Here is a 23,729-nt window from a genome sequence, read left to right as displayed (position 1 = left end):
TTGTTCGAATTTTTCGCAGCCCACCCAATTGTCCTTTTAGCTGCTTTATTGGGAATAGGCATGGCCTTTGGGCACATCAAAGTCAAAGGTGTTTCTCTGGGCGCAGCCGCGGTGTTGTTCCTCGCTATCGGCGTCTCCGCCTGGGCCAGTGCTTCGGGCATAAAGCTCATGATTCCGAAAGAAATCGCCGTACTGGGACTCTCTTTGTTCGCATTTTGTATTGGTTCAAACTCTGGTCCGAACTTTTTTGCGACCCTACAAACGGCCTGGAAATCAATCCTCCTGCTGGTCGGAGCCTATGTGGGAGTCAGCGCTGTCGCGGTAGGAATCGGCACCTTACTGGGGATGCCAATCAGCCAAATAGTGGGGACCCTCTCTGGGGCACTGACTAACACTCCAATGCTCGAGGCAGGAGGGGAAACGTCCGGGGACATCGCCACCGCCACGGTCGGTTATTCTATTGCTTATCTTTACGGTGTTCTAGGGATGCTCTTTTTCGCGTCGTTAGCACTGAAAAAGGGCAAAAATGACCGAGACGCGCCCAGTCCTGTCGTGTCCAAAACGATTCGAGTGGAAATCGACACCCACCCCCGCTTAGGCGAAATTTTTGAGAGATTCAACGAAAAATTAGCTTTTTCACGTCTGCGCCGTGGCGAACAGGGGCCAATCACCCGCCCCAATATGTCTGATACGCTCAACCCCGGCGATTTGATTACGATTGTGGGCGAGGCCTCCTCCGTACACACCATTATCGAAGAATTGGGTCATTCGTCCTCCCATTCACTACAGACCGACCGCAGCTACCTCGACTACCGACGCATTACTCTTTCCGATGCCTCCAAGGCTGGCAAAACCATCGCGGAATTGAACATGGGTGACCGCTTTGGTGCCACGGTGTCACGAGTTCGACGCGGAGACGTAGACATGGTGGCTTACCCGGACTTTACGTTGCAGCTGGGCGACCGACTGCGCGTGGTGGCGCCGAAATCAAGCATCTCGGTCATCACCAAATACCTGGGTGATTCCACCCGCGGACTCACCTCACTCAACCCGGTAGCGCTGGGCATCGGGATGACCTTAGGTTTCCTCATTGGTGAGATTCCCATTCCCAACCCCGGAGGCGGATACTTCAACATCGGGTATGCCGCCGGAATTATCATTATGGGATTGATTATGGGCCGCGTGGGGCGCATCGGCCCATTTGTCACGACTCTGCCCTACACCACGGGTCAGGTCTTGGGTGAAATCGGTCTGCTGCTGTTCCTGGCCCAGGCCGGAACGAATGCCGGAGGCTCCATTCAAACCGCTTTCACCGGCGGGGATTGGTGGAGAATTTTGCTTCTCGGCTTCATTGTCACCAATGTGTTTGGACTCACCTTGTTCATCCTGATGCGTCTGGTAGCCAAAATGGGAGGCACGAAGCTCTCCGGCTTCATGGGCGGCGCCCAAACCCAGCCGGCGGTGTTGGGATTCGCTAACGACCAAACCAACACCGACCCTCGGGTTTCCCTGGGCTACGCCATGGCTTATCCCGTAGCAATGATTACCAAGATTCTGTGCGGAACGTTTGTCGGGATGCTTTAGACCGCTGCAGACCCGCCCTTACTGGTGGTAGCGGGAGACGAGTTTGCTTAGTTGGCTGGAAGAATCAGCAACTGCCTGACCAGCCTCCAAAGTGGTACGAGCCCCCTCCGCAGACTTCTCGGCCGTAGCCGAAACCGTCTCAATCGAACCCACAATATCCTGAGTCGTCTGCGCAGCCCCACGAACCACCCCAAACATCTCATTCGTCGTCGCCGTCTGTTCCTCAACCGCCGAAGCAATCGTCTGCTGAGAATCATTAATCCGCGCAATAATCTCACTAATCTGAGTAATAGCCTCAGCCGCCTTAGTGGAGTCTTCCTGAATAGAACTGACCCGCTCAGAAATATCCGCCGTAGCCACCGCCGTCTGCGCAGCCAAATCCTTAACCTCACCAGCAACCACCGCGAAGCCCTTCCCGGCATCACCCGCACGAGCCGCCTCAATAGTCGCATTGAGCGCCAAGAGATTTGTCTGTTCCGCAATCGAAGTAATCGAATTCGTAATCTCCCCAATAGACTGCGAAGACTCACCCAACGTATCAATAACCTTCGTCGCCGAACCCACAGACTCAACCGCCTCCTCAGAAATCTGCGAAGCCGAAGTAGCCGACTCAGAAATCTGACGAATCGCCGCTTGCATCTCCTCCATAGCCGCACTCAAAGTATCCATATTCGTAGCCAACAACTGCGCCTGCTCAGCAGCCCCCGCCGCCCGAACCCGCGTATCCTGAGCAGTCTCATCCAACTGGGCAGCCGTATCAGCCAAATTACCAGCATGCTCCTGCAACCCCACAGAAGTACCACTAACCTCACCAATCAACTCATTAACCTGATCATTCTGACCATTAAAAGCCCTCGCCAAATCCCGAATCTCCGGCACACCCGTATCATCACGCAACCGAAAACCCAAATCATACTGATCATGATTCTGCAAAGCCACAGTATGCCGAGACAAAGGCCGACGTACCCGGCGAGCCAGGAGAATCAGGAAGGTCAACACGACCGCGCCGAGTAGGAAAAACACCACCATCAGCGCGAACAGAGAGATGGTCTGACCAACGTTAGCACGTTGCATCGCGGAACCTGCCGCTTCCAGAGAACCGGCCTCCAGATGTCCAATCTTTCGTACCGGTTCGATTACGGAAGCCGACGCCAACGAATAGTCACGGCCAAAAACCAGTTCGGAAGCTAGAGCGAGCTGTTGTTCGGCGGGTAGGGACTCCTCCTCGGCCGGAATGGAATAGTTCTCCACCGTGGCGGGCATAGCCGCCATGTCCTCGCCGCGAGCCAGCGCGGCTAAAGCAATGGCGTGCAGCTCAATGTCATCTCGTATCTTGCTGGCCTCCAAAGCCTCTTTCAGCAGGTCAAGCTGCTCCTTGGTGCCGCCGTTCTCGTTCAGCAACCGTACCCCATACTCACGATCACGCTTGATATAGAGCTGATTGGTGTAATCAGCTAGATCCGCTGAAAGTCCGCCCACCACGTAGGCTCGCGACAAGTTCGTCAAGTCGCTGTTCGCCGAGGTCAGCAGGTTGACGCCCGCGGAGCGAGACGAGGCTTCTCGCTGCGCGCTTTGCACCTCCCGGGTAGAGATTACAGCCAGGATGTCTCCCACCAAACCCAGGACGCAGAATAGAACCACCAGTATGGAGGCAACTTTTACCATTGACGAAAATCGAAAATTCATCATCAATTCCTTACATCAGCGGGGGGTTCAAGGTGGCGTAGTTCAAAGCCAGTGACTCCACACCCCAGGGTTTTAACACATCAACCAACAGACCCGTGTCCATCATCTCTTGCAGCCCCGCCTGTACGGCCTTTGCAAAGGCTTCGTCATCCTTGGCGAACACTGGGCCCTGCGGTGCCACATCCGAGTTTTGCCCCACCGTGGTGAAACCGTCGAACTTAATCTGTCCGTAGAGCATACTGGGCTCTTCACCCAACACCGCATCCAAAGTCCCCTCGGCCGCTTGAGAATTAAGCACCTCCTGGTCCTGGTCCTCAGCGATCTTGATGGGTTCCTTACCTTCGGCAACGCAGGTATCCGAGGCGGCTTTCAAGGCCTCCATCATGGTGGTGTCAGTACGCGCACCCACTTTGAAGCCGCAAGGATTGGTGTAGTCGAACTCTGAGTTTGGTCCTACGGCATAAATAACTCCCACGTTTACAAAAGAAACCATGTTGACTTGGCGCATCCGTGATTTCTTAAGGGTGAGAGTGGACATAACCAGGTCGAAGGTGCCATCGTTGACCCGGTCCAGCAGCGAGTTAAACTCCTCACTTTTGAACTGGACATCATTCACGCCCATCAGCTTGCCTAGAGCTTTCAAGGTATCTATCTCGTAGCCGATGGGTTGATTGCTGTCATCAAAGAACTCAGCCGGGGAATACGGCATGAATGCGCCGGCGGTCCAGGAATCGCGCTTATCCGGCGGCAACATCTCGTGAAGTTTCGGATCAGCTTTAATCTTGGAGATGTCGTAGGATTCGACCCCGCCAGAATCAGACGCCGGACCGCTACTGCAACCCGCGACTGAAAGACTCAAACAAGCTAGAGCACAAACGGACAAAATCTTCCAGCGGGCTGGCATACGCATCTCCCTTGATTTCGAACACCAAATTGTCTGAATATACAAACAATAACAGCTATCCGACCTGAATATAGCGGAATTGAAAGTTAATTCCAGGTAAATTTTCAGTAGCTAATCCGGGAGAACACTCGGGTTGCGCTAGTGGTAGCGGGAGACGAGTTTGCTTAGTTGGCTGGAAGAATCAGCAACTGCCTGACCAGCCTCCAAAGTGGTACGAGCCCCCTCCGCAGACTTCTCGGCCGTAGCCGAAACCGTCTCAATCGAACCCACAATATCCTGAGTCGTCTGCGCAGCCCCACGAACCACCCCAAACATCTCATTCGTCGTCGCCGTCTGTTCCTCAACCGCCGAAGCAATCGTCTGCTGAGAATCATTAATCCGCGCAATAATCTCACTAATCTGAGTAATAGCCTCAGCCGCCTTAGTGGAGTCTTCCTGAATAGAACTGACCCGCTCAGAAATATCCGCCGTAGCCACCGCCGTCTGCGCAGCCAAATCCTTAACCTCACCAGCAACCACCGCGAAGCCCTTCCCGGCATCACCCGCACGAGCCGCCTCAATAGTCGCATTGAGCGCCAAGAGATTTGTCTGTTCCGCAATCGAAGTAATCGAATTCGTAATCTCCCCAATAGACTGCGAAGACTCACCCAACGTATCAATAACCTTCGTCGCCGAACCCACAGACTCAACCGCCTCCTCGGAAATCTGCGAAGCCGAAGTAGCCGACTCAGAAATCTGACGAATCGCCGCCTGCATTTCTTCCATCGCCGCACTCAAAGTATCCATATTCGTAGCCAACAACTGCGCCTGGTCAGCAGCCCCCGCTGCCCGAGCCCGCGTATCCTGAGCGGTCTCATCCAACTCAGCAGCCGTGTTCGCCAAATTACCCGCATGTTCATGCAAGCCCTTGGACGTTCCGCTAACTTCCCCAATCAGCTCGTTAACCTGGTCATTTTGCCCATTGAAAGCCTTAGCCAAATCCCGAATCTCCGGCACACCCGTATCATCACGCAACCGGAAACTCAAATCATACTGATCATGATTCTGCAAAGCCTCAGTATGCCGAGACAAAGGCAGACGGACAGTGCGTAACGCGGCGAGCAAGAACAGCAACACCGTCACTGCCAAAACAATGAATATCGCAATCAAAATATAGATGGTGACCTTTTGCAAGGAGGCGGCTCGACCCATTTGCGTATCGGCCGCATTGGCAGCCCCGGTTTCCAGCTGATTCAACATATTCAAAGGAGACATCACGGACTTGTACGAGTTGGAGTAGGTTTCTCCAAACACCAGGTCCGAGGCTGTTTGCAGCTGTGCCTCCGCATCCATAGCCAATTCCTCAGGCGAGAATTGGAAGTTTTCCAAATCGCTGGGCAGAGCGCTAAAGTCAGCTTCGCGACTCAAAGCAGCCAAAGCCATGGCGTGAATCTCCGTTTCTTGGGTGATTTTTCCCGCTTCCGAGGACTGCTGCACCAGCTTGTTTTCATCTTCCGTGCCGCCGTTGTCGGCGATGAGGCTAGCCCCGTACTCTATATCGCGATTCACATAGACCTGGTTGAAGTAATCCATCATGGCTTCTTCCAGGCCGGAAATTACAAAGACTCGCGCATTATCCGCCATATTCGTTCGGGCATTCTCTATGTAGGCAATCCCGTTATTACGCCGGTTGGATTCGTCTTGAGCCCGATTGACCTGACCTGTCGTGGCGATAGTGCCAATTTGGGCGACTACGCCCAAAACTGCCAGCGCCAGCACCACGCTCATGGTGAATTTAATCATTGTTGAAAAACGCATTTTCATTTCCTCCCTGAAGAAAATTAAGCAATCGGCGGATTTAAGGTTGCGTAGTTGAGCGCGATGAATTCCTCGCCCCAGGGCGCAAGTACATCTTTTAGCATTCCCGTATCCATCATCTTTTGGAGACCGGCTTGAATGGCTTTGGCCAGCTCAGGATTGTCTTTCGCAGTGACCGGGCCCTGCGGCGCCACCTGGAAAGCCTCACCGATAGTGGCGAACTTCGGATTCCTCGACTCGGCGTAAGCCATAATCGGGCTCTCCCCGATGACGGCATCCAAGGTTCCTTCCGCAACCTGTTGCACCAACTTATCTTGGTCGGCATCAGAAACAATCTGTATCGCCGGTTTTCCAGCTTTCACACAAGAATCGCTGGCCGCCTGCAAAATTTCGGCCTGCGTGGTGTCTGCCTGGGTGGCGACTTTCAATCCGCAAGAGTTGGCGGGATCGAAATTATTGGGGTTGCCCGCCTGGGTGCCATAGATGTAACCCGCCTTAATGTAGGCAACCATATTGGTCTGGTCCATCCGGGTCTTGTTGAGAGTCATGGATGCCATGACGATGTCATAGGTGCCATCGTTAACCTTGGGAATAATTGCGTCAAATTCTTCATCGGCAATTTTCAGTTCCGACACGCCCATCAGCTTCGACAAGGCTTTTAAGACATCGACTTCGTAGCCGACCGGCTGATTGTTGTCATCGAAGAACTCGGCGGGAGAATAGGGAATATCCATCGCGACCCGCAGCGTATCCCGGTTCGCCTGCGGTACCATCGCCACGATTTCAGCATCCGGTTTGATGGAATTGAAGTTATAAGATTTCACTTCCGCTGAGCTAGTCGAGCCGGAACAGGAAGCAAGTGTTGCTCCCAACAAAGCGGCACCCGCTGCCGCCGAGAATACCCTCACTATGAGCTTCATTGTCATTGCTTTCCTCCCCTGAAAAGGGGCATCGCCGATAACTCTACTGTTCTATGGTAACCCAGAGAGAAAAAATCGAAGGGGATTTCAGGCAATCGGCGGGTTTAGCGTGGCATAGTGCAACGCTATAGTCTCTTCACCCCAGGGAGACAGCACATCCGCAAGCATTCCCGTATCCATCATCTTTTGCAGACCGGCTTGAATGGCTTTGGCCAGCTCAGGATTGTCTTTCGCGATGAAAGGACCCTGCGGAGCATTCTCGAAGGACTCCCCGAACATCTCAAAATTCTGGTATTTTGCCTGGTTATAGGCCAAAATGGGTGTTTCCCCGATGATGGCATCAATGCTTCCCTGGTCGACCTGGGAAATCAATTTGTCCTGATCTGGCTCAGTAATGATAGTGACCGACGGCTTACCGATTGACACGCACTGATCGCTGGCCGCCTGCAAGGTGTCGGCCTGCGTGGTGTCCGACTGTGCCGCCACGCTAAATCCACAAGGCGAGACCGGGTCAAATTCCTTCGGGTTATCTCGCTGGGTTGCATAGCTGTAACCTGCCTCAACATAGGACACCATATTTCCCTGGCGGAGCCGCTCTTTATTCAACGTCAAAGCGGCCATGCCCAAATCATCGGTGCCCTCGTTTACCTTGGGAATGATGGAGTCAAAATCTTCGTCGATGAATTGCACTTCTTTGATGCCCATTACCTTAGCGAGAGCTTTTAAGACGTCGACCTCATAGCCCACCGGCTGATTGGCGTCATCGAGAAATTCCGCCGGGGAATAATGCAGTTCCATAGCAACCCGCAACGTTTCCCGATTTTCCTGCGGCACCATCGCCGCGATAACCGGATCGGGTTTGATGGAATTAAAATCGTAAGACTGCATCGCCTCCGATTTTCCTGCTAACGCACATGACGAAAGCGCCACTGCCGTCATTGCTACACACGCTGCCCCAACCAACCTCATCGTGGTTTTCATGTCAGCCAACTGCCTCCTGCTCTAGGACGAATCTACGATATTTAACCAGGGTTGTACTAACCAAAGCACCCAGAATTGTACTCCTACCTGGCTGAATGTTCGCTGAAAAATTCACTCTGCTGACGTGAAAGCATCCCGGTCCAAAATTGCCAGGACATGACCCAGCACCGGAGTGAGGACCTCTACTGTGTCACGCACCGCGCCCGGAGAACCGGGGGCACACACCACTAGCGCGGCCCCCGCTGCCCGCGTGGATATCCCCACTACGGGACGAGACAGCATACCCAGGGGGGTAGCCTGTCGGTTACGTTCCAGCAACGCGGCCTCCACTCCGCTCAAACGGGCTTCCACCAGGCCCTCAACAGCTTCGGGAGTGAGGTCACGCGGGCTAATCCCCGTCCCTCCCGTGGTAAAGACCAACCGCGCCCCGCTACGACACGCCGCCGACACGGCCTCGTGAACGGAGTCAACTCCGTCCGGAACAACCACCGGTCCACTCACCGCAAATCCGAGGCCCGCCAGTAATTCCACCGCCAGCGGACCGGACCGATCCGAGTTCACGCCCGCAGAAACGGAATCGGAAACCGTAATGACACAAGCCGGTGTCTGTGGCGGCAAAGACTGTTCGGCGTGGCTCATGATTCCCGCTCCCACGTCCCCGAACGACCTCCGGATTTGTAGGTCACGAAGGCCTCGCGCAAGGTAATCTGGCGGTCCACCCCTTTCAGCATGTCTACCAGCGCCAACGCCCCCACCGTCACCGCGGTCAAGGCCTCCATCTCTACCCCGGTACGCTCCACGCATTTCACCGTGGAGCGCAAAATGACCTCATCGCCCTCCTGGGTGATGTCCAGGGCTACGTAGTCGATTCCCAAGGGGTGGGCCAGCGGGAGCAGTTCCGGGGTGCGTTTTACGGCCTGTATCCCGGCGATGCGCGCCACCGCCAAGGCGTCTCCTTTCGGGACACGATTATCCCGCAAAGCGGCGGCTACCTGAGGCGATACACTGACTGTGGCTTGCGCCCGCGCTTCGCGCAACGTCTCACTTTTCGCCGAGACGTCCACCATTCGGGCCTCGCCGCGTTCATTCAGGTGGTTCATGGGCAGGGTATTTTCCATCACAAGTCTTTCTGGGAACGTCCCCATTTCGGGGCAAGTTTTCTGAACTGACCCTTTTAATATATGCAGGAAATCGTTTCCCTTACTAGAATTGTCAGGTGGAATTTTTTGGGATCAGCGGTTCGGAGCTGCTGCTCATTTTGGTCGTGGGCGTCATCGTCATCGGCCCGAAGCACGCCGCCCAAGCTCTGCTGTGGTTCAAAGGAGTGATCGAGTGGCTGCGGGCGTGGTCCGCCCGTCTGCGCGAAGAAGCGAATTTCACCAAGTCCGGCCTCAACGTAGATTTAAAAAACTTTGATCCGCGCGAATACGACCCGCGCAAGATGATTAAAGACGCGGTGGCCGAAGAAATGCAGTTGTGGATGGAACAGGCCACCAGCATCGAGAAAGCCGCCACCCCGGGCCTGGTGCCGGAAAAAACCCCGGATAACCCCAACCCCTCGACCGAGCCCAAACCTGACGAACCTCCGGCCGAGCCACCCACCGCACCCCGTCAAGAAAAGCCCGCGTAAACTGATAAACTTGTGTTGATTTAGCCCTATACAGAGGAGAGATTAATGGTTCCGGCACATGTGATGTTGTTCAGCGTAAGCCCTGTGGTGTGGATTACTGTCATCATTATTTTGGTCGTGGTTTTCGGTGCCTCGAAACTGCCGGAGATTGCTCGCAACGTGGGCAAATCCGCGAAAGTCCTGAAAGAAGAGCTCAACGATTTGACCGAGGACACCAAGGCTGACGGCAAAGCCATTGAGAGCAAGAATGACTCCGCCAACGATTCCTCTAAAACTGACCCGGCCCCAGGCAATGATGCCGCTAAGTAACAGTTCAAGTGCCCACTGAGAAACCCTCTGACCGGAATCGTGATGCCAACTCAGAAGGCGTCATGACGGTGACTGCTCACCTAGCTGAGCTGCGAAAACGTATCATCTGGTCATTTGTGGGCATCACCTTGGCGACGATTGGCGGCTGGTTCCTCTATGAAATCGCACTGGAACACATCACCGCCCCCATGAAAGACGTCGCCGGGGCTAACCTAAACTTCCAGACCATCGGCGCGGCCTTTGACCTGAAAATCCGCGTGTCCCTGTGGTTGGGGGTGCTGATTGCTTCGCCGTGGTGGATTTTTCAGATTTTGGCTTTCATCTGGCCCGGTCTGCGCCGCCGGGAACGGTTCTGGATGCTGATTTTTGGCGTGGCCGGAGTCATTTTATTCGCCGCTGGTGCGGTATTCGGCGACTGGACCGCACCGCGAGCCGTGTCGATTCTGTCCTCATTCACTCCCCCAGATTCAGCGATGCTGCTGCAGGCCGATGCCTATATCAAGTTCTATATTCGCCTGGTATTGGCGTTCGGGATTTCTTTCCTGATTCCCGAAATTTTGGTCATGCTGAACTTCCTGGGGGTACTCGGCGCCTGCACCATGTTAAAAGGCTGGCGCTGGGCGACAATGGTGGCGTTTATCTTCTCAGCTATCGCCAACCCGCTACCAACCCCGTGGCCCGTCATTTTGCAGGCCTCAGCCCTGCTGGCACTGTATTTCCTGGCGGTCGGCATCGCGGCGCTCCACGATTGGCGCCGAAACCGGAAGCAGCCGTAACCACGGCAACTCTCAAAGCCGCGCTGATGTCAGATTTCGAGGACTTTCACAATCGACCACGGCGCCACGGATTCGACATCTCGGTCTATCAGCATCAAGGCATTCGCTTTATGCAGCGAGGCCACCAGGTGTGACTTCGATCCCAAGGGGTGGGTGCGCTGCACCGTGGGGGTTTGCCCTGGCTGTCCCGGCGTCAAGAGCACCGGCACTACCTGGACTTTGCCTCGCGGCGAGGTCCATGCCTCCACCACGGTCGCTTCCTGGCACTCGTGCACCCGCTGTGGATCACGCCCACCGAGCTTCGCCAGTACCGGCAGTGCAAACAGGTGCCACGAGACGAAAACCGAAACCGGGTTTCCCGGCAGGGTCAGTACCGGTACTCGGCGCCCCCCGCTCGCCTCCACGAAACCGTAACCTTGAGGTTTACCCGGCTGCAGGGCAACTCGTGCGAAATGGAATCCCCAATCGCTAACGCCCTGTTTCACCACCTCATAAGCGCCGGCCGAAACCCCGCCCGAAGTGATGACCAGGTCGCTCATGTCCGCCACCCGGCGCAAGGTTTCTCGGAACTGTGCCACGTCGTCCCCGCATTGGCCCGCAAAACTGACCTCCGCTTGGGCCACTCGTGCCAAAGCCGCCGCCAGAGACGAGTTTGAATCTGGAATCATCGACCCTTCCAGCAAAGCCCCCGCCCCTGCCAGCTCGGAACCGGTGGCGATAATTCCCACCCGGACCCGCGGGAAGGCCGTAACTGTCGCGTAGCCCCCTGAAATTGCCGAAGCAATCGCCCCCGGACTCATGACTTCGCCGGCAGCCAGAACTTCGGTGCCGGCCGGCAGGTCCTCTCCGGCCTGGCGCACATTCGCCCCGGCCCGGGGAACACGATGAATAGTGACCGTTTCCGGCAGCTCAACGGGACCCGGCTGTTGATTCGTATCCTCCACTTTCACCACGGTGTCCGCCCCCGAGGGCATTTTCGCGCCGGTCATAATCCGCCACGCCTGACCCGGTTGGCATTCGGCGCTCGGTTCTGTGCCCGCCGGAATGTCGCCCGCCACCGGCAACGTTACGGAACCGTCAACCGGTAGCCCCGCACTATTGAAAGCAAATCCGTCCATCGCCGAGTTCGTAAAGGGCGGCACCGACAGACGCGAAATGACCGGCTCAGCCAGGGTCAATCCCAAAGTGTCGCCCACCGGCAGTTCCCGCGGTGTCAGCGGAGTTATTTCCTCCAGGAGCTGGGCCAAAAATTCCTGGTAATCAAGCAGTGTTTCTGTCTCACTCACGATTGTTCTCCTTTGAGTTCACCAGTCTTGCCGGACAGTGTTTCGTAACAGTTTGGGTTTTGGGATGAGGCGGCACGCGCCGAATAATCCACCACGTTCCATTTGCCCATGCGGGCGTCTCCAATGACCAGGCGTCCGATGAGGGGCTCGCCCCAACCTGAGACCATTTTCAGGACCTCGGTAGCCATCAGGGACCCGGCTTGCCCACAGACGGGGCCGAGGATTCCCGCGGTGGTGGAGTCCGGGGTACTTGCGGGCGGAGGCGGAGTCGGATAGAGCGTGCGTAAACACGTCCCAACCTCCGGGGAAAACACGCTGACCTCGAAGTTTGCTCCGACCGCGGAGCCCCAAACCAGGGGTCGCGCCAACTTTGCGCAGGTGTCTGAAATCAGGTATTTCGAGGCAAACGTGTCGGTGGCGTCCACCACCAGGTCGTATTGGGCGATAACCGCGGCGGCGTTCTGAGCATCCAGCGCCGGTTCCTCGCAGACGTTGACCTCGGGATTCAGCGCTCGGACAGTGGCGGCAGCAGAAGCGGTTTTCGGCTCACCTTGGTGGTTAAACGGGTGAATGACTTGGCGTCCCAAGTTGCTCAGACTCACCGTGTCGCCATCGGCAATCCCCAGGGTTCCCCCCGCCGTGGACAGGCCGACCCCGGCGGCAGCGAGGTACGCAATGATGGGCGAGCCCAACCCGCCAGCACCTACCACCAGGACTTTTGCACTCGTGACGCGCTCCTGACCGGTTGCTCCAAAACCTGGAATCGCGCAATGTGCGGCATAGCGGCTGCGGGTTTGGAGGTCTGCGTCAAGGTTTGACCAGGCGGCGTCTCCCTCGGAAAAAACCTGTTTCTTCCAGATGGGAACCCGGTCCTTGACCGCATCGACCAGCCAAGACACTGTAGAAAACGCAGCTTGCCGATGAGCGGCGGAAACTCCGACCAAAATAGCTACCTCGCCGACCGACAGATGCCCCACCCGATGGCGCAACGCAATTTCCTGCACGCCGGGAACCGTACTGGCCTCACCGGCAATCTGTTGCAGTTCACGGGCGGCGTCCGGGTGAGCGCTGTAGGTGATAGCCTCCACTCCACGCCCCTGGTCGTGGTTGCGCACGCGGCCGATGAACACGAGCTGGCACCCGGCTTCGGGCACGGTAAAGCTCGCTTCAAACCGAGTCGGGTCCAAAGGCTCATCGGTCAGATCCGCTTGCAGTATGGTTGCCAAAGATGCTCCTAAATTAATTCCAAAACTACGCGAGGATGTTAACTAGCCACCGGCAAATGGAGGTAATACATCGATGGTGAGGTCGGTGAGGTCGTCGAGGTCCGCGAGGCGTTTCTGGCCCGATTCGCGCAGACCCCCCACCAGGTATGACGAAATGGAAAGCACCTGATTTAATTCGCGGCCATCTCCTCCCGCCTGAGCCGCCGCATCAGCCACGCTCACGTCCCGCGCTACTTGTGCCGTCGCCGTATCGGTGCCCGCCGCATCCGCGGCCGCCGCGAAAAAACGCACTTGTACACCTACCGTGTTATCGCCACTATCCCGCATCTTTACCCCCCAATCTGAGCCATTGGAATCGTTGGAGATTGAAAGTCCTGCTGACCCAAGCCGTGCCCGGAAGGTTTTTCCCAGGTTACCGCCGCCCAAGCCTGCGCCAGTTCGTCATCGCTAGCACCGCGGCGCAACATCGCCCCCAGGTCACAGCTCAAGTTAGAGAACAGGCAGGGACGCACCAGTCCGGTCGGGGAAAGCCGGGTTCGGTTACAGTCTGCACAGAAAGGCGCGGATACCGAAGAAATCAACCCCATCGTCCCCAGGCGCTTTGTGCCCGCTAAGTCGAACACCTGAAAACGGGTTGCCGGGGCATGAATATCAATATTTTCGCGCACCGGGGACAAACGAAATTCGCGTTCTAAAGCCGGGCGCAGTTTAGAAAAATCCAGTTGCTCAGCGGAACCAACCCGGACCGTGTGCGGGCCGAAGGGCATATATTCAATAGCGCGCCACTCGATACCCCGCTCCAGGCAAAACCGCAGCAAATCCGGAGCCTCGCGCAAACTGACCTGGTCCAACATGACCGTATTCATTTTCATTGGCTGGAAACCTGCGGAGAGCGCGGCGTCAATACCCTCCAAAGCCGAGGCGAGTTCATCGCGCCCGGTGATTTCTGCAAAACGGGCAGGGTTGAGGGTATCGAGGGAAATGTTGATGCGCCGAACTCCCGCCGCCCGCAGTGCCGGAGCCAGCGGTGCCAAACTGCGGGCGTTGGTGGTGAGAGCCACCTGGGGGTCACGCCCCGCGGCCGCAAACGTGTGGGTAATCCCCGCTGCAATCTCTAGCAAATCCGGGCGCAACAGCGGCTCCCCGCCGGTCAGGCGAACCTGAGTAATCCCTAGGCGGTGAATCGCGATTCCCACCAAACGCAAAATTTCTGAGGAATCCAACAGCTCCTGACGCGACACCCACTTGACGCCCTCACGCGGCAGGCAATACGAACAGCGTAAATCACAACGATCGGTCACCGACAAGCGCAAGTCTCTCGCGGTTCGTCCCCAGCTGTCTCGCAGCGACAAAGCCCAGGGAGACGCGAGCCCAGCTGCCTGCCCCACACGATTGACTCGTGTCAGCGTCTCAGTCAAACCTACCTACTTCCTCAGCCCTCGGTATATCTCGCCATTCTATCGCGTCTCAAATATTATTCCAGTTCACTAGGCATTTATGGTTTGTCCTCGCCTGATGGAGCCTATCCGTTATGCTGAAGGAGTGAGCCCATCGGCTCACTTAATTTTTGACCATACTCATTGAGGAGCAGACATGGCAGAAGAAAAACGCAAAGACGATCCGGAAAAAATGGCAAAAATGGCGGCATGGCTGCAAGCCGCTAGCCAGGAACTCAAGCTACCGGAATGGACTATTGCCCCCGTCCAAGAGGAACTATTGAACCTCATCAGCGATGTCGCGCACGGGCCGTCCCGTCCGGGAGCACCGCTGACGGCTTTCCTGGTCGGGTTTGCCGCGGGTGGAGACATTGCGCAAGCGGGCGAAAATGTGGCAAAACTTCGTGCCTTAGTAGCAAAGTACCCCGCAAACTAAGACTTTCGCTGATGTCCTGAGCAACGCGTGGGTGTTTTCCGCAAAAACTGGTCTAACATCAGAAAATGTCCGCAAAATTTAAGATAGGGTGGCAAATATGTATCAGTTACGGATTAAGGACGCAGCAAATTTACTGGGTGTTAGCGATGATACGCTACGCCGGTGGATAGACGCCGGTCATCTCAGCGCCGGAACCGATAATGCGGGACGCAAAGTCGTAGACGGAGCTGAACTGGCGAAACTAGCTCAAGACAAAGCCAAAGATTTTGGTGACGCGGATTCCACGGGTTTCATTTCAGCCCGCAACCATTTCCGCGGTCTGGTCACCAAAGTCGTTTCCGACACAGTCATGAGCCAGGTCGAACTGCAATGCGGCCCTTTCCGCGTGGTGTCCCTCATCTCCACCGAGTCGGTGAAAGAACTCGGACTGGTGCCCGGCGCGGTCGCTACCGCCCGGGTCAAAGCCACGAATGTCGTAATTGATGCATCTTAGGGAAAACCTGACGACACCCTTGTGCCGCCACAATGAAACGGTCGACAACGGAAAACCGCCGACCCGGCTTATGCGAAAGGAAAACTCATGAAAACACTCGCGCGTCTCGGAGCAGGCTTGGCCGTCCTGGCCCTGGCCGCCACCGGCCTCACCGCTTGTGCACCGGACAACGCCAACACCGCGAACTCAGAACCGAGCGAAACGGCCGAGGCCAAGATGATTCAGGTATTCGCCGCCGCCTCCCTCAAGGCTAGTTTCTCTGAGCTGGGCGCATCTTTCCAGAAGGATAACCCCGACATTACTGTAAAGTTCAACTTTGACGGCTCCTCCTCCCTGTTTGATCAGATGCAAGGCGGTGCCAAAGCTGACGTGTTCGCCTCCGCTGACGAAAAGAATATGAAGAAAGCCACCGACGCGGGTCTGAATGCCGGCGAACCGAGCATTTTTGTGAACAATACCCTGACCTTGGCGGTACCGAAAGGTAACCCGGCTGGGGTCACCGGGCTGGACGACTCCCTCACCGGCAAGAAACTGGTCATTTGTGCCGAGGGGGTTCCCTGCGGCAACGCCTACCGTGAGTTGGCGCAAAAGGTCGGTTTCACCGGTCAGGCTGTGTCCGAGGAGACTTCGGTCAAGGATGTGATGGGTAAGGTCGTCAGCGGCGAAGCTGACGCGGGCGTGGTGTACCAGACCGATGCGCTGGCGGAAAAGGACGCGGTGGACACCATCGATATTCCCGGCTCTGACACCGTGGTCAATGCCTACCCGATTGTGGTCACCAAGATGGCTGCCGACAACGGCAACGATGCGGCCGCGAAAGCCTTCGTGGACTACGTGTTGTCCGACGCGGCACAAAAGGTCTTTGCCAAGTACGGGTTCATGAGACCCACTGAGTAAGGGTTCGCGTTGAACGCTAATAACCACGGCTTTCCCCGCTGGCTGTATCTGCCGGCGGGGATAGCCTTGCTGTTGGTCGTTTTGCCTATTGTCGGGCTCATGGTGCGAGTGCCGTGGACCCGTCTGGTGGAAATCCTGACCCGCGACGAATCCCGCGACGCCCTGCTGTTGAGCCTGCGCACCTGCCTGGTGTCGCTGGTGCTGGTGTTGATTCTGGGGACGCCCCTGGCGCTGCTGATTTCGCGCACCGAGGGATTTTGGGCTTACGTGTGGCGCACTTTCGCGGTCCTGCCTATGGTGTTACCCCCGGTCGTAGCCGGTTTAGCGCTCTTGGTGACGCTGGGGCGCCGCGGCGTAGTGGGACAGTACCTGTCCTTGGCCGGTATCGAGATTGGGTTCACCACCATAGCCGTGGTACTGGGGCAAACGTTCGTGGCCATGCCTTACTACGTGGTGTCCCTGGAGTCAGCGTTGCGCACTTTTGATTCCGGTTACGAGCGGATTGCGGCGACTTTGGGGGCATCTCCGACCTATGTGTTGCGCCGCGTCACGCTACCTTTGCTGAGCCCTGCCATAGTCGGGGGTGCCACCATGGCTTTTGCCCGCGCTTTGGGCGAATTCGGGGCCACCCTGACTTTCGCGGGCTCTCTGCAAGGGGTGACCCGGACCCTCCCCCAGGCTATCTACCTGTTGCGCGAGGACGACTCCGACCTGGCTTTGGCACTGTCCGTAGTGCTGGTGCTGTTGGCGGCCACCATGATGGGATTGTCGGCTATCTTTACCACCCGCCGCACTAAACAGCTCACGACACAACCGGAAAGTGGTGATGACCAGTGAAAACTCGCCCCGATACGGCGGCAAATCCCGCGGAATTCCCCACCGCTACCACCACGGCCGGAAGTGAAGTCCTGGTGAAAGCAGGCATCAAGGAACGCAACGTTACGGTGAAGTGTGCTTTTCCGGCGGGACTCATTACCGCCATCGTCGGACCGAACGGGGCCGGGAAGTCTACAATTCTGGGGATGATTTCCGGGCTGTTGGCCCCCGATTCAGGAGAGATCCGCAGTGGGGATACGGTGTTTGCCGATGCCTCCCGTTCTCTGCCACCACATCAGCGTCCTGTTGCGATGCTGACCCAAAAACCCCTGCTGTTTCCACACTTGAGCGTGTTGGAAAACGTGGCGTTTGGACCGCGAGCCCGGCATCGGTCACGGGAGGAAGCCCGGCGCATCGCGCGCCAGGAGTTAGCGGCGGTGGGCGCTTTGGAACTGGCGGATCGTCCCGCCACGGCTCTGTCCGGCGGGCAGTCGCAGCGCGTGGCGATTGCGCGAGCCCTGGCGACACACCCGCAAGTCGTACTGTTGGATGAACCGTTTTCCGCCCTTGACGTTGAGACTGCCGCCAAACTGCGGGAAGTACTGTCGAAACGGTTGCGTCAAGAGCCGCGGCCGACCGTGATTTTTGTGACCCACGACCCGCTCGACGTATGGATGTTGGCCGACCATGTGGTCGCCATCGAAAACGGCCATTTGATTGGGGAAGGCACGGTGGTAGAAATGCTGGGCCAGCCTGCCACGAAGTTCCTGGAAAACCTGTCCGGCATGAACCTGCTTTCCGGGGTCATCGAGGAATCCGGCGAAGTCGCCACCATTGATGTCGGCGTAGTGAAACTGACGGGACTGTGGCAAGGCAAGAATCATCCCGGCCCCCAAACCCCAGCTCTCACCGCTTTTGCTCCGCAATCTGTGGCTCTGTTCCAGACTGCTGTTTCCGGCTCTCCGCGCAACACCTGGCAGGCGCGCGTCACGGACATCACGCCGCGCGGCGCGGTGCAGTGGATCAGTTTGGAGCTGGACGGGGGGCAAAGCATTCAAGCCGTCCTGACTCCGCAAGCCGTCAGCGCCCTGCAGCTGGCTCCCGGTTCGCCCATTTTCGCCGAGGTCAAAGCCACTCAGATTACGGTGTATCCGCGCTAGGTTTTTATAAACCGTAAATATAAGGGGAGAATAGCCGGGTAGCTGCCATTATTGGCAGCTACCCGGCTATTCTCCCCCTATAATCACCGATTCCAATTTGATACCTATGGAATTGGCTCCCGGGGACACCCCTTCAGCACCCCCGTCATGGCCTGTTTCTCTGCCGGGGTCACCCACAGCCCGTATTTCGCTTTCACCGCAATCTGACGTGCCACGTATGCGCAGCGATAATCGCGCGCGGGCGGCAGCCATTCGGACGCATCCTGGGATTGTTTATCCTGATTGACCTGACCTTTTACTGCTTCCAAGTTCAGCGGGTCGTTGGCGATGGCTTCGCGTTCCGGTTGGCTGAGCTGCTGTCCGCCGGTACGCCACACGTTACCCAACGCCACCACGTGGTCAATCTGGACCGCGTCGGAGGTCTCCTGAGACCGCTTGAAATCAATGGTTTCCCCGGTGTATTTATCGTGCAAGACCCCACTTTGTACCACGCAGCGAGCGGGAGTGGTGTTCGTAGCCGCCCGATATTGGACGTTCTCTAGGTCGCGAGCCAACACTTCGTTGCGCGTATTGCAATCGTCGCCATCGAGGTCCAGCCACCCTTTGCCGAACAGCTGCTCACGGTCAAAGCCCCGGAAAGGATCTTTGTCGCGCACTGCCAAAGTGTCCAACACGTCCCTGGCGAGGGCTCCTGCAGTTTTTCCGGCGGCGGCGTCAGGAGTCTGTGCCCCGGCGTTCCCGGATTGACTGACGGAATGGGTCTGGTCACCGCCGATGAGCCCGAAGAACCAGCCGTCGTCCCCAACGAACTGGGTGCCCAAACCGGTCACGGCCACCACAGCGAACGCCGCTAGAGCCAAATTGCGTCCCCGCTGGTTACGGTTTGAACTCTTGCCAAACCACCCGTCCCACGGTGCTACCTGCGGAGTTTCCGGTTCCAGACCGCGGTTTTCCTCCGGTGTGGCGCCCTGACCAGTTTTGTCCTTATTGCTCATGCGTCCAGCCTAACGAAGTAATCTTGCCCGGTCACATCTGCCACCAGCCCCACCCCACGAGGGTTCTCACCGAGGGCGGCAAAATCAACGACAGTGTCTCGTGACGGTGCCACCACGGACTGAGGCGTGAAAACGCCGGCGGGAAAACCGGCAAAATCCGGGTCTAGGGCCACCCAATCTACCAGCTCCGTCCAGTCCGGTTTGTCGGATTGGACGGTCGTTTCGTCCTCGACAGTACTCTTTTCCACGGCGGCACTCAGCTCCGCGAGGCGGGTTTCGATTTCTCGGCCCAATGACTCCAAGCTCGGCACGATTCGGTTGGCACTCCAGGACGCGGAATCTCGCCACACCTCAAAGCTGACTCCGTCTCGCGCCAGGCGCCGCCGAGCCAAATGCACCCCCAAACTATTGCGCTCTATCCCCAGGAAACGCCGTCCCAGCTGGGCTGCCGCCACCAGAGTAGAGCCGGATCCGGCGAAACAGTCCATCACCAGTCCCCCCGGCGGGCACGCCGCGGCTATGGCGCGTTGCATGACTTCCACCGGCTTTTGGGTCGGATACCCCACCCAAGTCTCGGAATGATTCGGCGGCCGGGAGATCTGCCAAACATCGGGGGCGACCATACCGTGCGGGTTGAACAGTTCGCGGCGTTTCGGAGCTATAGTCGCGTTATACGCCACCCGCACCGCGTCGGGGTCGAAAAAGTAGCTGCGCCGGTCGCGGGCGTAAAACAGGATGGTGTCGTGTTTGTGGCCGAAAGCCCGCCGCGACCCTCCGCCCGAAGCGTAAGCCCACACAATCTCGTTGACCAGGTTACTTGCCCCAAACACCTCATCTAGGACCAGGCGCAGAGCGGCGGAGGAATGCCAATCACAGTGGACAAAGATCGTTCCTGTTGGCGACAAAAATCGCCGTAGTACGGTCAGCCTCTCGTACAAATTTTGCAGGTAGTCCGCAGTTTGCCAGCGGTCGCCGTACTGTTTCACAGCGATGGTGTGTTTCGGGCCACCCCGGTGGTGCGTCCGAATCTGTTGTACATAATCCACCCCGGAGTTAAACGGTGGATCGATATAGATGCAGTCGACGCTGCCCTCATATTGGGGCAACAATCCGCTCATGACCTGCAGGTTTTCCCCGGCATAGAGGCGGTTTTCGCTCTGCGAAGTCACAACTTCGCCCCCGTGCGTTTCATGATAGTGCTCGGCTCGGACGTAGAGCCGGGGCGTGGCCAGTGTTACTTCGTGTTTTCCGCGCCACGTCAAAGCCAGTTCCGGGGGTTTTTCCTGCACCATCCCATCCTACTGTGGGCGGCTCAGCCGGCAATAACCCGCCACTTCCGGAGGGAAAGCCGCGCTTTCACCCCCAGAGAAATTCCACGGCAGGGTATGGCGCAATCGGCTAAAATGGAATTCACAGCCAAGCGGGAGGAAACGGGTCATGAGTGAGGGCAGCGGGGATCTGTTCGATAACCCCTTTGAATCACCGTTCGACAACGTGCCTTCTTCCGTCAATAGGTTGCCCAACCTGACCCGTGACCGGGTTAAGAAAGTCTTGGAAGGACACAACTGGAGTTACCAGGTCAACCACGATGGCGACGTGGGCGGGGCTTGGCAAAACGGTATCTATTACTTTCAAGTAACCGGGGAAAAAGACACTATTCTCTGCGTGCGCGGCACTTGGCGCGGAGAACCGGAACTGGACGATTTCATCCTGATTAACTCCATTTGTAACCGCTGGAACACGGATTATTACTGGCCGAAAGCCTACGCGCGAGTGACCGAGGATCGCGAAGTCTACGTGCATACGGAACTGCCCATCAGCTGGCGTACCGGCTTAACAGACGCACAGCTGGACGAACAGGTACGCTGCGCCTTGGAATCCAGCGAGGATTTCTTTGAGCATCTGGCCGAGCAGCTCCCCAACGCGATGCCGGAACCGGACGAAGATTCCGAATAGGCTCTTACGTGGGCAGCAACCACCACAAGACGCAGCCTTTGGCACGGTAACGTTCCAAGAAACGCTCCATCCGCACCGACCAATAGGGACCTAAACCGTGGCGCACCCGCAGCACCTGCTGCGTAGCATCTTTGCCTTTCTTTGGGTAGGTCAGCTCCGCATAGAAACCCCGCGAGGAAATCAACCCGTAATCCCAACACAAACTCAACACTGATTCGATTTCTTCCAAGGTTTCGGGCAACACTTTGTTTCTCTGGCCGGTCAGTTCCTCAATAATCAAATCCGTAACCTGGCGGCTCATCAAGTGAGCCATGTCACGAGTCTGCATCGGGACAGGTGCCGGGACAGAATCACTATCCGCGTTGAGTTCGCGGGTGTCCATCGCGATAGCCGAACCAATCCCGAAAATATTGCGATACGTGGGATTGCGGAAAGTTCGCGGCAGCACCGTCACTACCTGACCGGAAGCGTTTTGCTGGGTCTTTGCATCCACCCGCAGCCGCCCCCAGCCGTCATACAGATCCTGGCGCAAATCAGCTCCGTTCGCGTCATGCACCGCCAAGGGCGTGAGGACCCGCGCCGCTTCCACCGCCACCAAATCACATTCCATCTCTCCGGGCTGGCCCTCGCCGTGTACCGGAATAAACCTGACTCTCCGCCCATTGATCGAGGCCAGACGCATATCTTTATGCAAAATCAGGCGGTGTGTATCGATGAGATGCACCAGGGCGGTCTGCATGTCTTCTTCCATCTTCGGGTTATCGGTGTGGCCGTACATCCACGGTCGTCCCGCGTCGAAAAAGTGCAGTTCCACCCGGGAGCGCAGGAAAGCAGCCCGCAGTACCTCGTCCACACACAGGGCATATTCCAGCGCGCCGTAAAAACCGCCCATGCCGCGAGCGGAACGACCGATAGCAATGACTTTCGGTTTGCCTCCCACCGGGGAATCCTGCATTTCAAACAGCAGTCTGCGCAGTTCCGCTTCCCCTGCGATGGCACTGTCCAGGCGGTCCAAGACACAGGTCGGCACCGTGGTCGCTTCCGCGGGGATGCCCGCTACTCGATCGATATCGTGTCCGGTGGCAATGACCAGGTAATCGTAAGGCACCCGCGCGACTTGACCCTCCAAGTGCGAGCCGGTAAAAGTTAGTTGGACCTGGGGACGCGGGTCGTTCCGGTAGCCTTTGGGGTAAACCGCGGTAGCCATGCCTTGATGAAAAATAATACCTTTGCGCCGGTAAAGCGGACCGAGCGGGACAGCTTGCCGATGCACCGGCTGCAGGCCGGAGGCAATCTGGGCCATGACATCAGGATTCGTCCAAGCCGAGCCGGGGCTGATGACGATGACATCGTGGTCGTCTTTTAGACGATGTTTTAAGCCGAGGGCTGTGGAGTGGCCGGCCATTCCGGCTCCTATGACAACAATCCGGGCCATCCTAATATCCTTTTCTTTTCAGGAGTTCCGCCGAAAACGTTGCCCCGCAACGTTTTTTCACCGGCTCCACACCACCACGCGCCGACACACACTCGCTACGCTCCCTGTCGGCACGCCAACCGGCGCCTATAACAACTATCCGCGCCATGGTTCACCTAGCCGGTTTTTCCAGGCGGACTTTGATCGTGCTGGTGGCTTGTTCCACAGGCTTGATTTTCAGCTGGTCGATATTCACGTGCGCCGGCAAGTTCAAGGTCCACACAATAGCTTGGGCAATATCGGCCCCCACCAGCGGATAATCCACCCCGGCATAAACGCCCTCCGCCGCAGCCTTGTCCTCCAAGCGCGACAAGGAAAACTCCGGGGTTTGCACCAATCCCGGCATAATCTCGATAATCCGAATCGGCTGGCCCACCAGCTCCAGGCGCAGCGTCTCGGGCAACATCGCCTCGGCGTGTTTGGCGGCGGTATAGCCCGCCCCGCCTGGGTACGTCTCGTGACCGGCAGTCGAGGTGACGAACACCAAATCCCCACCCCCGTGAGCCAACATTTGCGGCAGGAAAGCCTGGGTGACCTGCAGGGAGGACAAAACGTTGATGCTGTACATGGTTTTCCACCGCTCCAGCTTTGCCTCCATTACGGTGTCGGTGCCGCGCGCGCCCCCGGCATTGTTGACCACCGCGTCCACGACCTGGCCCTCGGCGGTCGCCCACTCGAACAGCGCCTGGACGTGCTCAGGAATGGTCAGGTCAGCGGCAAAAGCCGCGCAGCCCGTCTCATAAGCCAGTGCGGCCAGCCTTTCGGCGCGCCGGGCGGTCGCCAACACCTCCCACCCGCAGGAACACAGCTGTTTCACGGTTTCCCACCCGATTCCGGTAGAAGCCCCGGTCACCAGCACTCGTCCCGGCTGGCGGGCCGGGCGCGTTTCGGGAACTGTAATTCCGAAACTTTGGGGGTCAAGAGTCTCTTGGGACGGCTTTACGGGTCCGGGTGTGATGCTCATCTT

At 57.3% G+C, this 23,729-nt stretch carries 25 protein-coding genes; 10 read left to right on the top strand and 15 right to left on the bottom strand.

Going from position 1 to position 23,729, the window contains the following annotated elements; genetic code table 11:
* Positions 1 to 1,584: an aspartate:alanine exchanger family transporter gene (locus Q0V70_RS07525; RefSeq protein WP_297590283.1), complete on the top strand. Its 1,584-nt coding sequence runs from the start codon at positions 1 to 3 to the stop codon at positions 1,582 to 1,584.
* A gap of 18 nt (positions 1,585 to 1,602) precedes the next feature.
* On the opposite strand, the gene Q0V70_RS07520 is transcribed toward Q0V70_RS07525, so the two are convergent.
* The 7 genes from Q0V70_RS07520 to moaC all read right to left on the bottom strand — a co-directional run bounded on the left by Q0V70_RS07520 (position 1,603) and on the right by moaC (position 8,990).
* Positions 1,603 to 3,270, bottom strand: a complete 1,668-nt coding sequence (locus Q0V70_RS07520) for a methyl-accepting chemotaxis protein (protein ID WP_297590280.1) — start codon at positions 3,268 to 3,270, stop codon at positions 1,603 to 1,605.
* 10 nt (positions 3,271 to 3,280) lie between these two features.
* Positions 3,281 to 4,174, bottom strand: coding sequence for a transporter substrate-binding domain-containing protein (locus tag Q0V70_RS07515; RefSeq protein ID WP_297590277.1), 894 nt, complete (start codon positions 4,172 to 4,174; stop codon positions 3,281 to 3,283).
* Positions 4,175 to 4,312: 138 nt separating this feature from the next.
* Positions 4,313 to 5,956, bottom strand: a complete 1,644-nt coding sequence (locus tag Q0V70_RS07510; RefSeq protein WP_366126867.1) for a methyl-accepting chemotaxis protein — start codon at positions 5,954 to 5,956, stop codon at positions 4,313 to 4,315.
* 38 nt (positions 5,957 to 5,994) lie between these two features.
* Positions 5,995 to 6,891, bottom strand: a complete 897-nt coding sequence (locus Q0V70_RS07505) for a transporter substrate-binding domain-containing protein (RefSeq protein ID WP_366126865.1) — start codon at positions 6,889 to 6,891, stop codon at positions 5,995 to 5,997.
* Between the two features lie 87 nt (positions 6,892 to 6,978).
* Positions 6,979 to 7,872, bottom strand: a complete 894-nt coding sequence (locus Q0V70_RS07500; RefSeq protein ID WP_297590370.1) for a transporter substrate-binding domain-containing protein — start codon at positions 7,870 to 7,872, stop codon at positions 6,979 to 6,981.
* Positions 7,873 to 7,983: 111 nt separating this feature from the next.
* Positions 7,984 to 8,511: a MogA/MoaB family molybdenum cofactor biosynthesis protein gene (locus Q0V70_RS07495; protein WP_297590270.1), complete on the bottom strand. Its 528-nt coding sequence runs from the start codon at positions 8,509 to 8,511 to the stop codon at positions 7,984 to 7,986.
* On the bottom strand, positions 8,508 to 8,990 hold the full coding sequence (gene moaC, locus Q0V70_RS07490) for a cyclic pyranopterin monophosphate synthase MoaC (protein ID WP_297590268.1): 483 nt from the start codon (positions 8,988 to 8,990) through the stop codon (positions 8,508 to 8,510). The genes Q0V70_RS07495 and moaC overlap by 4 nt, the downstream gene beginning before the upstream one ends.
* A 98-nt stretch (positions 8,991 to 9,088) precedes the next feature.
* On the opposite strand from moaC, the gene Q0V70_RS07485 reads away from it, so the two are divergent.
* Genes Q0V70_RS07485 through tatC form a run of 3 tightly spaced genes read left to right on the top strand, consistent with a single transcriptional unit; the run spans position 9,089 to position 10,587 of the window.
* The gene (locus Q0V70_RS07485) at positions 9,089 to 9,502 is read left to right on the top strand and encodes a translocase (RefSeq protein ID WP_297590266.1); all 414 of its coding nucleotides are present in this window, start codon (positions 9,089 to 9,091) and stop codon (positions 9,500 to 9,502) included.
* A 45-nt stretch (positions 9,503 to 9,547) separates the two neighbouring features.
* Entirely contained in the window at positions 9,548 to 9,811 is a 264-nt protein-coding gene (locus Q0V70_RS07480; RefSeq protein ID WP_297590264.1) for a twin-arginine translocase TatA/TatE family subunit, read from the top strand.
* 8 nt (positions 9,812 to 9,819) lie between these two features.
* Positions 9,820 to 10,587, top strand: a complete 768-nt coding sequence (gene tatC, locus Q0V70_RS07475; protein ID WP_297590263.1) for a twin-arginine translocase subunit TatC — start codon at positions 9,820 to 9,822, stop codon at positions 10,585 to 10,587.
* 29 nt (positions 10,588 to 10,616) lie between these two features.
* Here tatC and glp read toward each other — a convergent pair whose 3' ends face one another.
* Genes glp through moaA form a run of 4 tightly spaced genes read right to left on the bottom strand, consistent with a single transcriptional unit; the run spans position 10,617 to position 14,517 of the window.
* Positions 10,617 to 11,873, bottom strand: a complete 1,257-nt coding sequence (glp, locus tag Q0V70_RS07470) for a gephyrin-like molybdotransferase Glp (protein ID WP_297590261.1) — start codon at positions 11,871 to 11,873, stop codon at positions 10,617 to 10,619.
* Positions 11,870 to 13,099, bottom strand: coding sequence for a ThiF family adenylyltransferase (locus Q0V70_RS07465; RefSeq protein ID WP_297590257.1), 1,230 nt, complete (start codon positions 13,097 to 13,099; stop codon positions 11,870 to 11,872). Before Q0V70_RS07465 ends, glp begins: the two co-directional genes overlap by 4 nt.
* A gap of 42 nt (positions 13,100 to 13,141) precedes the next feature.
* Positions 13,142 to 13,390, bottom strand: a complete 249-nt coding sequence (locus Q0V70_RS07460; RefSeq protein WP_282921376.1) for a MoaD/ThiS family protein — start codon at positions 13,388 to 13,390, stop codon at positions 13,142 to 13,144.
* A 38-nt stretch (positions 13,391 to 13,428) separates the two neighbouring features.
* Positions 13,429 to 14,517 carry a GTP 3',8-cyclase MoaA gene (gene moaA / locus Q0V70_RS07455; protein WP_297590254.1) on the bottom strand — a complete coding sequence of 363 codons (1,089 nt, stop codon included), beginning with the start codon at positions 14,515 to 14,517 and terminating at the stop codon, positions 13,429 to 13,431.
* Positions 14,518 to 14,692: 175 nt separating this feature from the next.
* Between moaA and Q0V70_RS07450 the strand changes: the two genes are divergently transcribed.
* The 5 genes from Q0V70_RS07450 to Q0V70_RS07430 all read left to right on the top strand — a co-directional run bounded on the left by Q0V70_RS07450 (position 14,693) and on the right by Q0V70_RS07430 (position 18,337).
* A complete protein-coding gene (locus tag Q0V70_RS07450) occupies positions 14,693 to 14,971 on the top strand; it encodes a DUF6457 domain-containing protein (RefSeq protein ID WP_297590251.1) in 279 nt (92 codons plus the stop codon).
* A gap of 97 nt (positions 14,972 to 15,068) precedes the next feature.
* A complete protein-coding gene (locus Q0V70_RS07445; RefSeq protein WP_297590249.1) occupies positions 15,069 to 15,464 on the top strand; it encodes a molybdopterin-binding protein in 396 nt (131 codons plus the stop codon).
* 87 nt (positions 15,465 to 15,551) lie between these two features.
* Positions 15,552 to 16,361 (top strand): molybdate ABC transporter substrate-binding protein, encoded by an 810-nt coding sequence (gene modA, locus Q0V70_RS07440; protein ID WP_297590245.1) that lies wholly within the window; start codon positions 15,552 to 15,554, stop codon positions 16,359 to 16,361.
* Positions 16,362 to 16,370: 9 nt separating this feature from the next.
* Positions 16,371 to 17,198: an ABC transporter permease gene (locus tag Q0V70_RS07435; RefSeq protein WP_297590242.1), complete on the top strand. Its 828-nt coding sequence runs from the start codon at positions 16,371 to 16,373 to the stop codon at positions 17,196 to 17,198.
* A complete protein-coding gene (locus Q0V70_RS07430) occupies positions 17,195 to 18,337 on the top strand; it encodes an ABC transporter ATP-binding protein (protein WP_297590239.1) in 1,143 nt (380 codons plus the stop codon). Before Q0V70_RS07435 ends, Q0V70_RS07430 begins: the two co-directional genes overlap by 4 nt.
* 104 nt (positions 18,338 to 18,441) lie before the next feature.
* Here the strand turns inward: Q0V70_RS07430 and Q0V70_RS07425 are convergent, their stop codons facing one another.
* Together Q0V70_RS07425 and Q0V70_RS07420 are read right to left on the bottom strand one after the other, a co-directional pair.
* A complete protein-coding gene (locus Q0V70_RS07425) occupies positions 18,442 to 19,332 on the bottom strand; it encodes an HNH endonuclease family protein (protein WP_297590236.1) in 891 nt (296 codons plus the stop codon).
* Complete coding sequence (locus Q0V70_RS07420) at positions 19,329 to 20,624, bottom strand: site-specific DNA-methyltransferase (protein ID WP_297590233.1); 1,296 nt, start codon at positions 20,622 to 20,624, stop codon at positions 19,329 to 19,331. Before Q0V70_RS07420 ends, Q0V70_RS07425 begins: the two co-directional genes overlap by 4 nt.
* Positions 20,625 to 20,769: 145 nt before the next feature.
* Here Q0V70_RS07420 and Q0V70_RS07415 point away from each other — a divergent pair, with 145 nt between their 5' ends.
* On the top strand, positions 20,770 to 21,288 hold the full coding sequence (locus tag Q0V70_RS07415) for a YbjN domain-containing protein (protein WP_297590230.1): 519 nt from the start codon (positions 20,770 to 20,772) through the stop codon (positions 21,286 to 21,288).
* A gap of 4 nt (positions 21,289 to 21,292) precedes the next feature.
* Here Q0V70_RS07415 and Q0V70_RS07410 read toward each other — a convergent pair whose 3' ends face one another.
* Together Q0V70_RS07410 and Q0V70_RS07405 are read right to left on the bottom strand one after the other, a co-directional pair.
* Positions 21,293 to 22,723 carry an FAD-dependent oxidoreductase gene (locus tag Q0V70_RS07410; RefSeq protein WP_297590227.1) on the bottom strand — a complete coding sequence of 477 codons (1,431 nt, stop codon included), beginning with the start codon at positions 22,721 to 22,723 and terminating at the stop codon, positions 21,293 to 21,295.
* Between the two features lie 151 nt (positions 22,724 to 22,874).
* Complete coding sequence (locus Q0V70_RS07405) at positions 22,875 to 23,726, bottom strand: SDR family oxidoreductase (RefSeq protein WP_295027532.1); 852 nt, start codon at positions 23,724 to 23,726, stop codon at positions 22,875 to 22,877.
* Positions 23,727 to 23,729: the final 3 nt, after the last annotated feature.

It is taken from the genome of uncultured Mobiluncus sp. (genome assembly GCF_947087965.1).
Classification (GTDB): Bacteria; Actinomycetota; Actinomycetes; order Actinomycetales; family Actinomycetaceae; genus Mobiluncus.
This window is presented reverse-complemented; position numbering and strand designations above follow the sequence as displayed.

Coding starts and splice junctions, on each gene's coding strand:
- Q0V70_RS07425 (WP_297590236.1), bottom strand. CDS start 19,332: ATGAGCAATAAGGACAAAACTGGTCAGGGCGCCACACCGGAGGAAAAC.
- Q0V70_RS07480 (WP_297590264.1), top strand. CDS start 9,548: ATGGTTCCGGCACATGTGATGTTGTTCAGCGTAAGCCCTGTGGTGTGG.
- Q0V70_RS07500 (WP_297590370.1), bottom strand. CDS start 7,872: ATGAAAACCACGATGAGGTTGGTTGGGGCAGCGTGTGTAGCAATGACG.
- Q0V70_RS07450 (WP_297590251.1), top strand. CDS start 14,693: ATGGCAGAAGAAAAACGCAAAGACGATCCGGAAAAAATGGCAAAAATG.
- modA (WP_297590245.1), top strand. CDS start 15,552: ATGAAAACACTCGCGCGTCTCGGAGCAGGCTTGGCCGTCCTGGCCCTG.
- Q0V70_RS07420 (WP_297590233.1), bottom strand. CDS start 20,624: ATGGTGCAGGAAAAACCCCCGGAACTGGCTTTGACGTGGCGCGGAAAA.
- Q0V70_RS07495 (WP_297590270.1), bottom strand. CDS start 8,511: ATGAGCCACGCCGAACAGTCTTTGCCGCCACAGACACCGGCTTGTGTC.
- Q0V70_RS07505 (WP_366126865.1), bottom strand. CDS start 6,891: ATGAAGCTCATAGTGAGGGTATTCTCGGCGGCAGCGGGTGCCGCTTTG.
- moaC (WP_297590268.1), bottom strand. CDS start 8,990: ATGGAAAATACCCTGCCCATGAACCACCTGAATGAACGCGGCGAGGCC.
- Q0V70_RS07415 (WP_297590230.1), top strand. CDS start 20,770: ATGAGTGAGGGCAGCGGGGATCTGTTCGATAACCCCTTTGAATCACCG.
- Q0V70_RS07515 (WP_297590277.1), bottom strand. CDS start 4,174: ATGCCAGCCCGCTGGAAGATTTTGTCCGTTTGTGCTCTAGCTTGTTTG.
- Q0V70_RS07445 (WP_297590249.1), top strand. CDS start 15,069: ATGTATCAGTTACGGATTAAGGACGCAGCAAATTTACTGGGTGTTAGC.
- Q0V70_RS07520 (WP_297590280.1), bottom strand. CDS start 3,270: ATGAATTTTCGATTTTCGTCAATGGTAAAAGTTGCCTCCATACTGGTG.
- Q0V70_RS07510 (WP_366126867.1), bottom strand. CDS start 5,956: ATGATTAAATTCACCATGAGCGTGGTGCTGGCGCTGGCAGTTTTGGGC.
- Q0V70_RS07410 (WP_297590227.1), bottom strand. CDS start 22,723: ATGGCCCGGATTGTTGTCATAGGAGCCGGAATGGCCGGCCACTCCACA.
- Q0V70_RS07405 (WP_295027532.1), bottom strand. CDS start 23,726: ATGAGCATCACACCCGGACCCGTAAAGCCGTCCCAAGAGACTCTTGAC.